This is a genomic window from Frankia sp. AgKG'84/4, from assembly GCF_023242965.2.
In the GTDB taxonomy this organism is placed as follows: Bacteria; Actinomycetota; Actinomycetes; order Frankiales; family Frankiaceae; genus Frankia.
Genome location: NZ_JALKFU020000111.1, coordinates 1 through 11,954 on the forward strand (window position 1 = coordinate 1; position 11,954 = coordinate 11,954).

At 72.4% G+C, this 11,954-nt stretch carries 12 protein-coding genes; 5 read left to right on the forward strand and 7 right to left on the reverse strand.

Annotated elements, in window-relative coordinates:
• Positions 1-248: 248 nt before the first annotated feature.
• Complete coding sequence (locus tag MXD58_RS09895; protein ID WP_250609229.1) at positions 249-971, forward strand: hypothetical protein; 723 nt, start codon at positions 249-251, stop codon at positions 969-971.
• 141 nt (positions 972-1,112) lie between these two features.
• Here MXD58_RS09895 and MXD58_RS09900 read toward each other — a convergent pair whose 3' ends face one another.
• A complete protein-coding gene (locus tag MXD58_RS09900; RefSeq protein ID WP_248838978.1) occupies positions 1,113-2,090 on the reverse strand; it encodes an AraC family transcriptional regulator in 978 nt (325 codons plus the stop codon).
• 101 nt (positions 2,091-2,191) lie between these two features.
• Between MXD58_RS09900 and MXD58_RS09905 the strand changes: the two genes are divergently transcribed.
• Positions 2,192-2,866 carry a peroxiredoxin-like family protein gene (locus MXD58_RS09905; protein ID WP_248838977.1) on the forward strand — a complete coding sequence of 225 codons (675 nt, stop codon included), beginning with the start codon at positions 2,192-2,194 and terminating at the stop codon, positions 2,864-2,866.
• Positions 2,867-2,980: 114 nt separating this feature from the next.
• On the opposite strand, the gene MXD58_RS09910 is transcribed toward MXD58_RS09905, so the two are convergent.
• The 3 genes from MXD58_RS09910 to MXD58_RS09920 all read right to left on the reverse strand — a co-directional run bounded on the left by MXD58_RS09910 (position 2,981) and on the right by MXD58_RS09920 (position 5,785).
• Positions 2,981-3,769: an SDR family NAD(P)-dependent oxidoreductase gene (locus MXD58_RS09910; protein ID WP_248838976.1), complete on the reverse strand. Its 789-nt coding sequence runs from the start codon at positions 3,767-3,769 to the stop codon at positions 2,981-2,983.
• Complete coding sequence (locus MXD58_RS09915; protein ID WP_248838975.1) at positions 3,766-4,557, reverse strand: alpha/beta hydrolase; 792 nt, start codon at positions 4,555-4,557, stop codon at positions 3,766-3,768. The genes MXD58_RS09910 and MXD58_RS09915 overlap by 4 nt, the downstream gene beginning before the upstream one ends.
• 172 nt (positions 4,558-4,729) lie before the next feature.
• Positions 4,730-5,785, reverse strand: a complete 1,056-nt coding sequence (locus tag MXD58_RS09920) for a potassium channel family protein (RefSeq protein WP_248838974.1) — start codon at positions 5,783-5,785, stop codon at positions 4,730-4,732.
• 487 nt (positions 5,786-6,272) lie between these two features.
• Here MXD58_RS09920 and MXD58_RS09925 point away from each other — a divergent pair, with 487 nt between their 5' ends.
• On the forward strand, positions 6,273-6,884 hold the full coding sequence (locus MXD58_RS09925) for a TetR/AcrR family transcriptional regulator (protein ID WP_250609231.1): 612 nt from the start codon (positions 6,273-6,275) through the stop codon (positions 6,882-6,884).
• On the opposite strand, the gene MXD58_RS09930 is transcribed toward MXD58_RS09925, so the two are convergent.
• Positions 6,881-8,497 carry a class I adenylate-forming enzyme family protein gene (locus tag MXD58_RS09930; protein ID WP_248838972.1) on the reverse strand — a complete coding sequence of 539 codons (1,617 nt, stop codon included), beginning with the start codon at positions 8,495-8,497 and terminating at the stop codon, positions 6,881-6,883. The two genes, MXD58_RS09925 and MXD58_RS09930, sit on opposite strands and share 4 nt — an antisense overlap.
• Positions 8,498-8,775: 278 nt before the next feature.
• On the opposite strand from MXD58_RS09930, the gene MXD58_RS09935 reads away from it, so the two are divergent.
• On the forward strand, positions 8,776-9,237 hold the full coding sequence (locus MXD58_RS09935; RefSeq protein WP_284678144.1) for an acyl-CoA dehydrogenase family protein: 462 nt from the start codon (positions 8,776-8,778) through the stop codon (positions 9,235-9,237).
• 53 nt (positions 9,238-9,290) lie between these two features.
• A complete protein-coding gene (locus tag MXD58_RS09940; protein ID WP_248838970.1) occupies positions 9,291-9,878 on the forward strand; it encodes an acyl-CoA dehydrogenase family protein in 588 nt (195 codons plus the stop codon).
• Between the two features lie 59 nt (positions 9,879-9,937).
• On the opposite strand, the gene MXD58_RS09945 is transcribed toward MXD58_RS09940, so the two are convergent.
• Positions 9,938-11,128 (reverse strand): acyl-CoA dehydrogenase family protein, encoded by a 1,191-nt coding sequence (locus MXD58_RS09945; RefSeq protein WP_248838969.1) that lies wholly within the window; start codon positions 11,126-11,128, stop codon positions 9,938-9,940.
• A partial coding sequence (locus MXD58_RS09950; RefSeq protein ID WP_250609235.1) for an acyl-CoA dehydrogenase family protein occupies positions 11,118-11,954 on the reverse strand: 837 nt, incomplete at its 5' end. The genes MXD58_RS09945 and MXD58_RS09950, both read right to left, overlap by 11 nt.

Sequence of the window (11,954 nt, forward strand, 5' to 3'; positions counted from 1 at the left end):
CCCCATCGCCGGGGCCGTCCCGGCGTCCGCGGTCACCCGCCGCGGCGACGCCTTCCACCGTCGAGCCGGTGTCCCAGCCGCGCCCCAGCCCCGACCCCGTGCCTCAGGTTCGGCCCGAGCCCGAGCCCGAGCCAGGGCCGGGATCCGGGCCAGGGCCGGGCTCCGGGCCAGGGCCAGGCTCCGAGCGAGGGCCAGGGCCAGGGCCTCAATCGAGTCCCATGCCGAGAACTCGGCGGCGAGTGGCCCAGGTGGCTGTCGTCTGCATGGTCGTGGTGGCCGTCCTGGCGACCGCGTTGGGAATCGCGGGCCGCGACATCCTGGCCGGAGATGATCACACGTCGGCGCGGGGCAGCGGCGGTCCTGAGGTCAGCGCGGATGCTCAGGGTCCGGTGACCTTGGTCAGCTCGGCCTCGGCGCAGCCTGCCGCGACGTCCGAAACTGGCAGTGCGCACACCACCCCGACCCCAGACGCCACGGGTCCCGCGACCGCCACCCCGCCGCCGCGTTCCTCGATTGCCGCATCGCCTCCACCGGCGACCGTGGCCCGGGCGACCGTGGCTGGGTCGACGGCTGCCGGGCAGGCCGCGGCAGGGCCGTCAGCGAAGGCGAGCGAACCCGGACCTGCTGGTCCGGGCAACGATCCGAACTATGTCTCCGGCTCGGCGGTCAGCGTTACCGGCTGCATGGGCTGGGTGGACTTCACGGGCCCCCTCTACGGAACCCTCTCGGCCGGAAACGCCTCGTGCGTGGGCCAGGTGACCACCGTCGACCAGGCTCATGACGCGGCCCCCGGAAACGTCCGGCTCAACGCGGCGGACTATGCGCAGGCAACCTCGAAGCCGAACAACTACCTCGCCTTCGGCTATTACAAGTACGCGGTGCGGATCTGCATCTGGAACGCGGGCGACGCCGGCCGCAAGCTGTGCTCGCCGACCTACGTCAACGAGCAGGGAAAAGTCTCCCGCGAGTGACCGGGGCGACGCGCGGGCAGCGTGTCCGCGGCGGCTCAGGGTCGGCGGCTCAGGGTCGGCGGCTCAGGGTCGGCGGCTCAGGGTTGTAGGCGGTGATGCGTCCAGCCGTCGGGGGTGTTCTCGGCCCGGCGCTGGGCATCATCATGGCCTGCGGCTACTCAGGGATGTCGTGCTCCCGGCTGTGGCGGTGCGGGTGTGGAGCCGGTAGCGCCGGGGTGGCTGGCCCCGGGCGCGGCTGAAGGCGCGGGAGAAGGCGTGTTCGCTGGTGTAGCCGACCGCGGCGCCGATGGCGGCGACGGGATCGTCGGTCTCGCGCAGGCGCTGTGCGGCGAGGTCCATCCGCCAGCGGGTCAGGTAGGTCAGCGGCGGCTCGCCGACGAGTTCGGTGAAGCGGCGGGTCAGCGTGGCGCGGGAGACGTGTACCTCGGCGGCCAGGTCGTGGACGGTCCAGGCGCGTTGGGGGACTTCGTGGAGCAGCGCGAGCACCCGCGCGGTGACGGGGTCGTGCAGCGCGCGCAGCCACGAGCCCGCACCGGCGGGCCGGGTGCGCAGCCAGGCCCGGACGATGTGGACGAGCAGCACGTCGATGAGGCGGGCCACGACCGCACGCGAACCGGGCGGCACGCCGTTGAGTTCGTAGCGCAGCAATGCCAGGGCGGCGGCGACCGCGCCGTCGTCGCCCGGTTCGCCGGCGGTGAGGTGCAGCACGCGGGGCAGCAGGGACATCAGTGGCTGGGCGACCTCGTGGTCGTAGTCGTACGAGGCGCACAGGATGCGGGTGATCGCGCCTTCGCCCGGCAGCTCGACCACCCCGTCGTCGGCCCGCAGACCAATCTTCGCCGCCTGCGTCAGCGCCATCGCCGCGGTCGTCGGGCCGCTGGACAGGGTGTGGCCGTGGTTGGTCGGCAGGAGCACGACGTCACCCGGCATGAGCTGGCGCGGTGCGGTCTCCGCTGTGCGCAGCCAGCATGACCCGGCCAGCACCGCATGGAAGATCGCGCCCGGCTGCGGGTCGACCTCGACGCCCCACGGTTCGTGCGCGACGAGCTGGGCGAGCACCGCACCGGAGACGCGGGCGAGCCGCAGCACGTCCGCGAGCGGGTCGGCCGGGGTGTCCATTGCCCGATACTATCGCGGCTTCCTACCGGGTGAGCCGATCGGCTAAATAGCTGAGCCTCTCCCGTATGGAAAGGCTCGCGATGGCTTTCTACCGTGAAAGCATGTCCACACCTCAGACCACTTCTCCGTCCCTGACCGAGGCCGCGCTCGCCCTGCGGACCGAGTTCCAGGCCGCGTACGGCGCCGACGCGCTGGCCCCCTTCGACAGGGACGCGACGGCCATGGTCGCCGACGGCATAGGCTCCGCCGCCCCGGCCGTGGGGACCTCGGCGCCGGCCTTCGCCCTGCCCGACATCCACGGCGCCAGCCGCGCGCTCACCGACCTGCTGGCCGCGGGCCCCGTGGTGCTGGTCTTCTACCGGGGTGCCTGGTGCCCCTACTGCAACCTGCAGCTGCACGCGTTCCAGGCGGCGCTCGGCGAGATCGAGGCGACCGGCGCCACCCTGGTCGCGGTGTCCCCGCAGCGCCCCGACAACTCGCTGTCGTTCGCCGAGAAGGAAGGCCTCGGCTTCACCGTCCTCAGCGATCGGCTCAACACGGTCGCCCGCACCTACGGACTGGTGTTCCGCCAGCCCGACACCTCCACCGCCAGGCAGAAGGAGCTCGGTGTCGACATCGCCGAGGTCAACGGAGACGACAGCTACGAGCTGCCCGCCGCCGCCACCTTCGTCATCGACACCGACGCGGTGATCCGGTTCAGGTCGGTCTCGGCCGACTACCGCTGGCGCGTCGGCCCCGAGGAGGTCCTCACCGCCCTGCGCACACTCACGCGATGACCCCCGGCGCGGGCGTGGCCGCACCGACCTCCCCGGCCACGCCCGCGTCACGCGGCTCTTCGGCATGACAGTCATCCATGGACCAGACGCCCGACCGGCAGGTCCTCTCGGGTATCAGATGGTCGTCACCATTCCTCCGTCGATCACCACATCGGTCCCGGTGATGTTGCCGGCGGTCTCGGAAAGGAGCATCAGGACGACCCTGGCCACTTCGTCCGGGCGGGTGAACCGTGCGGTCGGCGTGCCGGCGACGGCGGCGGCGCGGACGTGCGCCGGGTCGGTTCCCTGTGCCTGTGCCACCGTCTCGGCGACGCCACCGGCACCGAGCCACAGCGCCGTCTCGACCGGTCCGGGGCTGACGGTGTTGACGCGCACACCTGCCGGGCCGACCTCCTTCGAGAGCGACTTGCAGAAGCTGCGCAGGGCCGCCTTCGCCGCGCTGTAGTCGATGACGCCGGGATCGGGCAGCGTGGCGTTGACCGAGCAGACGGTGACGATGGCTGACGGGGCGCGGCCGATCAGGTGCGGCAACGCCGCCCGCGTCGCGCGGACCGCCGAGAGCAGGTTGACCTCCAGCGCCCACTGCCAGTCGGCATCACTGACCTGCAGGAACCCCTTCGTGCGTGGATGCACGCCGCCGACGTTGTTCACCAACAGGTCGATGCCGCCGAAGCGGGCCACCGCCTGGTCGACGAGCGCCTGGCAGCCGGCGGCCGTCGTCAGGTCCTCGAGCACGACGGTCATCTCGCTGTCCTCGGCCAGGGTGCTCAGCTCGGCCGAGCCGTGCAGCGCGCCCGCCGCCACCGCCGCGCCCTCGCTGAGCAGGGCGCGGGCGATCTCGAGCCCGATGCCGCGGCTGGCACCGGTCACCACCGCGGTCTTTCCGGCCAGGTCGAGCTTCACAGCGCACGGTCCTTGAGCCAGGCCAGCGTGGTGTCCGCGATCTCGCGCCAGCCGGAGTCGATGGTCAGCGAGTGACCCCGGTCGTCGAAGACCCTGATGTCGGTGACAGCGCTGGAATGGCGGTACTGCTTGAGCGTCGACCGGGTGACGGACTCAGGGACGGTGTTGTCCCTGCCGCTGGCGATCAACAACAGCGGGCCGCGGTTCTGGTTCTCGGTGTCGACCTTGGCCGGCGAGTGCGGGTTGAAGTTGGCGCCTGCCGCCTCGAACAGGGGCCGGCCGGGCGCCGGGATCGTCCACCGCTCGTGGAGCTCGTGCGATTCCTGCTCGGACACGGCGTTGGCGAAGGCGAAGCGGAACTGTTCGGCGGACAGGGAGACGGCCCGGTGCTTGTTCGCCGGATTTCTGAACACCGGCAGCGTCGCGCGCAGCGCCGAGAGCGGCACCGGCAGCACGCCCTTGATCTGGGCCGCGTCGATCGCCACCGCGGCCAGGGCGCGGTCCTGCCCGAGCAGCTTCTGGGCGATCATGCCGCCGAAGGAGTGCCCGACGAGGATCGGGGCGGACGGGAGAGTGTCGATGATCGCGGCGAAATGCGCCACGACGTCGTCGATGCCGTGGTCGCCGATCGCGTCGGGATCCTGCCGCGACGCCGCGACGGTGGCACCGTCGCCGGGCCAGCCTGGTGCCTGCGGGTCGTAACCCGCGGAGCGGAACAGCTCCACCCACGGGTCCCAGGACGATGCGTGCAGCCAGAGGCCATGGATGAACAGCACAGGTGTCGTCACGGTCAGGATCCTCGTCTCCAGTGATCAGCGAGCCCTACGCGCGGGCGTGGAATGACTACAGGATCCTCGGTGACCGACTGGTCGGCGCCGCGACTGAGCACGCCCGCCATCTGGTTGCGGCTGGTGACCCGAGCTTAGGAACGACCCGGTACAGATGCGAGCCGACCGCGGGTCACGGCACGGGGACCTCTTCGTTGGTGGATCCACCGACGTCGCGAACGGTGATCAGGCGGTCCCGCGCGCGGATCGGGGCGGCGGCGGGGTCGTCGAACCGGAGCAGGCGGCCATCGCGGACGACGGCGAGCACCGGATCCGCGCACTCCCTGGGTCCGCGACCGATCTCGTGCTCGACCGCGGGACGCTCGGCGAGGCGCAGCCCGACGTCGGAGGTCAACAGATCCTCGAACACGTCCACGATTCGCGGGCTGCGGGTCGCGAGCCCCAGCATCCTGCCGGCCGCGTCCGAGCTGGTCACCACCTGGTCCGCTCCACCGCGGCGCAGCAGCGGGATGTTCTCCGCCTCGCGGACGGCCGCCGAGATCACCGCTGCCGGCGCCAGGTTCCGGGCCGTCAGCGTGATCAGGACGTTCGCCTCGTCGGAGTTGGTCGCGACGATCACCGCCCGGGCGCGTTCGGCCAGCGCCTCCTGCAGCACGGCGGCGCGGGTGCCCGAGCCGACGACGGTCGTGAGCCCGTCGCGACCGGCATCGGCGAGGGCCCGCGGGTCGGCGTCGACGACGACGATCTGCTCCCGGGCCATGCCGTCCTCCAGCAGTGCCCGCACCGCGCTGCGACCCTTCACGCCAAAGCCGACGACCACCACATGCTGGTCCACCCGTCTCCTCCATCGTCCGACCCGGAAGGCCTCCCGGGAGCGCTCGGTCAGCGCCTCCAGCGTCGTGCCGACGAGCACGATCAGGAAAATCACCCGAGCCGGGGTCAGCACCAGGACATTGACCAGACGGGCGCTCGGGGTGATCGGAGCGATGTCTCCGTAGCCCGTCGTCGACAGGCTGACGGTCGCATAGTAGATGGCATCGAGCAGGCTCAGCGGGTTTCCCTGGTTGTCGGCATAGCCGTCCCGATCCAGATAGACCACCATCACGGTTCCCAGCATGATCAGCACAGCCAACGCGAGCCGCCGTGCGATGGCCGTGCCGGGCCCGCCCCGCGGTCGCGGCACCGAGATCCAGGCACGCGCCCGTTCGACCTCGCCGTCTCTCGACATGTCCGTCAGTCTCCCGTGACGCCGCGCCGGGCGCACCGTCCCCGGGACCGGCAGTCACCTCGCGGGCCAGGAGCGACGCAACCCGAAGCCGCGCGGCCGCCATGACAGCGTCGAGGCACTTTCCGGCCGGCTGGGATGGCGGGTGGGTTGGTACGATGCGCCGGGGTTGACTGGCCGCTCTCCTGGCCGGCGGACTTCACCACGGGCCCGGACCTGGAGCCCATCACGGTTCTGCCGGTGTGGGCGGGCCAGAGCGGACCACTCGCCACGCGGGACGGACGGACGGACGGACGGACGGTCGGCCGTGCCCTGCCAGCGTCGGGCCCGGGTCGCTGGACACCTGTCCGACGAGCATCTCTGGAGGATCGTGCGAGAGAGTCGTTCGGCCTCGTCGACGCCCCAGCCAAAGCGCCCCGCGCGGGCGACCCCCGAGACGGCGGACGAGGTCCAGGACGCCGCTCCGGTGCGGACGCTCTCGGTGAAGGGTATGCGGACGCGCGCCCGCCTGATCGACGCGGCAAAGACGATCTTTGAGCGGGACGGTTTCCTGGCAGCGCGGATCATCGACATCACCGCGACGGCACAGGTCGCGCCCGGAACTTTCTATCACTACTTCGAATCCAAGGAAGAGATCTTCCGGGAGGTCGCGCAGGCCCAGGAGCAGCGCCTCACCGCTGCGGAGGCAGGCAGGGCGGCCGACGACGCGGCCGACGCCTCGATCTGGGAGCGGATCCGCCGGTCCAACCGTCGCTACCTGGAGCGCTACCGCGAAGAGGCGGCGCTGATGGGAGTCATCGAGCAGGTCTCCCGCTACGACGCACACGTGAACTCGGCACGCATCGCCACCATGAAGCACTTCGTGAGCCGGGCGGAGCGGACGATCCTGCGGCTGCAGCGGGAGGGCGCCGCGGACAGCCGCCTCGATCCCTCGTTCGCGGCCGACGCCCTCGGCGCGATGGTTGCCCGGCTCGCCGAGCTGTGGCTGGTGCAGAACTACCGGCACTACGACTTCGAGGAAGCCGTCGAGCAGATGACCCTGCTCTGGGCGAACGCGCTCGGTCTCAGGCCGGAACCGCCGGCGCCTGGGCGCAACCGCTAGGACGGGCCGAGCAGCCGGGTGGCCAGATCGCTGTCGTGGCCCGGGGTGTCCATGACCAGCCGCGGTCGGGCGATCTTGCCCGACGCGGTCCGGGGTAGCGGTGCGTCCCATCGGACGACCTGCTCGGGCAGCTTGCGGGTCGCCGTGCCCTGGGCGCGCAGGTGGTCCAGCACCTGCTGGAGAGTGACGCTGGCACCGTCCGCCGCCCGGACCGCGACCGCCAGCCGCTCACCGGTGACGGAGTCGGGCAGGGCGAACGCGGCGAACTCCTCCACTCCCGGCAGTCCGGCCAGTGCGGCCTCGATCTCGGTCAGCGAGATCTTGAGACCGTTGCGGTTGACGACCTCCTTGAGCCGCCCGACGACCGTCAGGCGACCGTCGTGCAGCTCGAGCTGGTCGCCTGTGCGGTACCAGCCGTCCTCGAACGCGACCTCGTTGTCCGCCGGGTCGAGGTAGCCGAGGAACAGGTTGGGGCCGCGGAGCAGACCCTCCCGCGGATGGTGGCGGGAACCGATGCGCACCTCACTGCCCGGCAGGAGCGCACCGTCGTCGGCCAGCCGCCGGTCGCGGTCGTCGCCCGGCAGACTCCCGGAGAAGATCGGCGCCTCGGAGGAGCCGTAGACACGGGCGATCTCGATGCCGAACGTCCCGGTCGCGAGCTCCAGCAGCGGGCGCGGCAGCATCGAGCCCCCGAGCGCGAGGGTCCGCAGACCGATGCGGGCCTCCGAACCCCCGGCGTCGCCGGAGTCCGGGCGGGCGGCCCCGGCGGCCCGCAGCAGTCGTTCGGCGATCACCGGTGCGCCGCCCAGCAGGGTCGCGCCGCAGGCGTTCATCCGGCGCAGTGTGCGCTCCGGCTCGAACCGGTCCTCGAGTACCAGGGTGGCGTGCCGGTCCGCGGCCAGATGGGTCTGCATCAGCCCGGTGATGCTGGTGAGCGGGCTGACCAGAAACACCACGGCGCTGGCGTCCGCACCGGCGCTCAACGCCAGATTGTCGGCGCCGGCGGTGAGGGTGTTGAGCGAGTGGACGACTCCCTTGGGGCGACTTGTGGTCCCGGACGTGAACAGCACCACCCCGGCGCGGTCCCGATCCGGCTCCGCCCACGCCGCCGTGTCGGGGCGCTCGGCGCCGGGCGAGCCGACCGCGTCGAACGACTCCAGCGTGATCACCGCGGCCGCGCCGGTCAACGGCTCGGCGAGCCGGTCGGTCTCGCCGACGGGCACGAGCACCCGCGGGCGTCCCCCCGCCGCGTCGAGCGCGACGTGCAGGTCGGCGGCACCGCAGCGGCGGTCCAGCACGACGGCCGTCGCGCCGACGCGCAGCAGGGCGTGGTAGGCGATGACCCCGTGGCGGGTGTTGCCGCTGATGAGAACGACACCGTCGCCGGGGCGGACACCTCGGTCCGCCAGGGTGGTGACGCCCGCCGCGATGGCCGCCGCCAGCTGCGCGTAGGTGAGCCGCCGCTCGTTGTCCGCAACCGCGACGGCCTCCGGTCGCAGCCGCCCGGCCCGCTCGACGCCGTCGGCGAGCAGGCGGTTGTTCCACAGCCCGTCCGCCCGGTACCGCGCGGAGGCCTCGGCCGAATGCCCGGAGAGCTGGGCCGGGGAGCTCATCGCCCCACCCGGCAACGGTTGTCGGCCCGGCGGTGGACACCCGCCCGGCCGCGCGTCGGCACGGCCACTGGCCTGTCGGGATCGGAAATCACGCTGATACCGGCGTGCATGGGTCCTCCAGCCCGTTCGGTCCGTGCTGACGGAACACGTTCGCGCCGCACGGATGGCCCGGACGGCCGAGGCCGGCAGCACCTCCCGCGTGGATTCACCACCTCCCGCGTGGATTCACCACCGCGTCGCGAGCCTAACCCATACTCGAATTCGAAGTCGACGTCGATATGGTGGTCCTCGGGGGACGGCGTCGGCCGGCCGGCCGGTCCGGCGCCCGTGTGGGCGCGTCCGCCCCCGGGTCCGATCTGGCTGCCGCGCGCACCCGTGCGGTGGCGGTCGACGGCGGCTACGCGATCACCGACCGCAAGATCTGGACGAGCTGGGCGCGCTACGCCACCTGGTGCCTGGTTCTCGCGAGGACCGGCACCGTCGCGTCGCGCCACCGGGGACTCACCGCGTTCGCGGTCGATCTGCGCGCGCCAGGGGTCGAGGTCAGGGCGATCGAGCAGGCGAACGGCACGGACGAACTGGCCGAGGTCACCTTCGACGGCGTTCTCGTCGGGCCGGACCGGGTCGTGGGCGAGCCGGACAAGGGCTGGCGGGTCGCGATGGACATCCTCGGCCACGAGCGCGGCACCTTCGGCTGGTTCTCGTCGTCCTCGGTGACGTCACCGGTGCCGCCCTGCTAGTCGACCGTCCGGGACACGGCGCGGTCGTCCTCGGCGCGGACGAGGTCGAACTGGTGCCGGTCAACGTCCCCGGCCAGCTTGTCGTGCACGAGGTGGCGACCGACCCCAGCGGCGCCGCGGCCACCATCGGCGAGAGCCAGGCCGGGCCCGCCAGGGCCCGCGGCCAGTTCCTCGGCCGCCTCGCCGCGTCCCTGGAGATTCTCGGGGCGGCCGAGCGAACGCTGACGCTCGCGGTCGCCCACGCCGGCGCCCGCGAACAGTTCGGCCAGCCCATCGGCACGTTCCAGGCGGTACGCCATCTTCTTGCCTGGGCGCAGACCGACCGCGTGGCCCTCGAGAGCGTCGCCACCACCGCGGCCCGCCTCGACGAGGACTCGGTACCGGCGCGCCATGGCGAGATCGTCAAGGCCCTCGCCGGCCGCAACGGACGCCGGATCTGTGAGCGCAGCCTGCAGGTGCTCGGTGCCGTCGGGTTCACCCGCGAGCATTCCCACCACCACTTCCACAGCAGGGTCCTCGCCCTCGACGCGCTGCTGGGAACCTCCACCGAGCTGACTCACGCACTCGGCGCCTGGGCCCGCGCGACGCGCGAGGACCCGGCGGTGCGGGCAGCGGTGCTGCTGCGGGATCCGCAGGCCTGAACAAGGAACAAGGGGGGTCGGGCCCCGGCGGCCCGACCCCCCTGGCGGGTGGTGACTGACTACGCCCGGGGCAGGCCGAGCAGCTGGCGGCCGATGAGACCCCGCATGATCTCGGAGGCACCGCCGGAGATGGTCAGGGCCCGGCCCCAGAGGAAGTTGTGCTGCCACCGGTCGGCGACCCGCGCACCGTCGTCGTCGATGTACTCCGCCGACGCGATGATCTCCATCGCGAGTTCGGACAGGGCGACGTTCGTCTCCGTGTAGGCGAGCTTGGCCACCGGCCCGTCGCTGGGATGTTCACCGCCGACCAGGATCCGCTCGACAGTGTCCCGGACAATGAGGCGGACCTCCTCGACGCGGGTGAGCGCCGCCGCGAGCCTCGCCTGGATGTCCTCGTGGTCCAGGGCGGCCGTGCCGTCGGGGTGGCGGGCCGTGCGGGCGAGCAGGACCAGATCCTGGAACAGGCGCTCCAGCTGGATCGCGTTGGCGCCGACGAAGGCGCGTTCGGAGGCCAGCCCGGAGGTCACCACCTTCCACCCGCCGTTGACCTCACCGAGCACATGCTCCCGGCCGAGCCGGACACCGTCGAGGAAGACCTCGCAGAACTCCGCGTGCCCGGTCATCTCGCGGATCGGGCGCACGTCCACACCCGGCAGGCCCATCGGGACGACGAACGCGGTGATGCCGGCGTGGCGCTCGACGCTCGGATCGGTGCGGGCCAGCAGCAGTCCCATGTCGGACCACTGGGCGTCGGTGCTCCAGATCTTCTGGCCGGTCACGGTGAACGCCTCGCCGTCCGGATCCGGTTCGGCGCGGGTGCGCAGGGCCGCGAGGTCGCTGCCGGCCTCGGGCTCGCTGAAGAGCTGGCACCAGACGTGCTCGCCGGCGCGGATGCGGGGCAGCAGCTCCCGCTTCTGCTTATCGGTCCCGAACGCGGTGACCGCGTGCGCGGCCAGCATCACCTGGTCGAGCGGGCGGTAGGCGTCCCCGCGGATGAGTTCCTCCATCACGACCAGGTCGTGGACGGGCTGGTGCTCCGCCCGGCCGCCCCACTCCGGCGGCCAGCCGCCGCCCAGGTAGCCGGCGTCGTACAGGGCCCGCAACCAGCCCCGGATCGCCTGCTCCTCCGCGGCGTCACGGGGGACCCGCACGCCCTCCTGGTCCATGCGATGGCCGCGCTCGGCGATGAACGATCGGACCCGCTGGCGGTACGCCTCGACGTCCACGTCCACTCTGACGTCAGCTGCCATCGGTCCATCCCTCCACCTGGGCGAGTGAGCGCAGCGCGTGGCGCGGGTTCGCGGCCAGCCGGGCGTCGTGATGAGCCCGGCGTTCGAAGTAGTGCAGTCCGTACTCCCAGGTGAAGCCGATGGCCCCGGTGAGCTGCAGCAGATCGTGCAGCAGCGGTGGGGCGCCGGAGCTCACGCTCAGCGCGGCCAGGGCCACGGCCCGCCGAGCCTGGCGCCGCGCGGGCGCCGTGGTGGGCTCGGCGGCCAGCAGCCTGGCAGCCTCGGTGACGACGAGTGTCATCCCGCGGGCCCGCACCGTGTGGTCGGCGAGCCGGTGCTGGACAGCCTGGTAGCCGCCGATCGGTCGGCCGAAGGCGATGCGCTGACCGGCGTAGGCGACGGTGCGGTCGAGCATCCGCGCGACGCCGCCGACCGCATCCGCGGCGAGCAGCAGTTCGTACAGGTCGACGGCCCGCGCGAGGGCGTCCGCGGGCGGGGTGAGCCGGTGGCCGCCCCCGCCGGTGGGAGTGACATCGGCGCAGGTTCGGGTGATATCGAAGCCGTAGCGGCGGCCGTCGGCGCTCCAGTGGGCCGGGTCGGCGAGCAGCGTCAGCTCGTCGCGGCGGCGGTCGAGGAGCAGCAGCGCGTCCGCGCCCGGCGCGCCATCTACCAGCCGGGCCACCTGGCCGTCGGGCCCGAGATACCCGAAGGCGCAGATCCGCTCACCGGTGAGCACGCCGGCCAGTACCTCCTCGGCCGCGGGGTCGCCCGGGCAGTGGGCGAGCAGGTGGGCGCTCGCGGTGAGGCCGGCGAAGGGGCCGCCGTGCAGCGCGGCACCGAGTTCGGT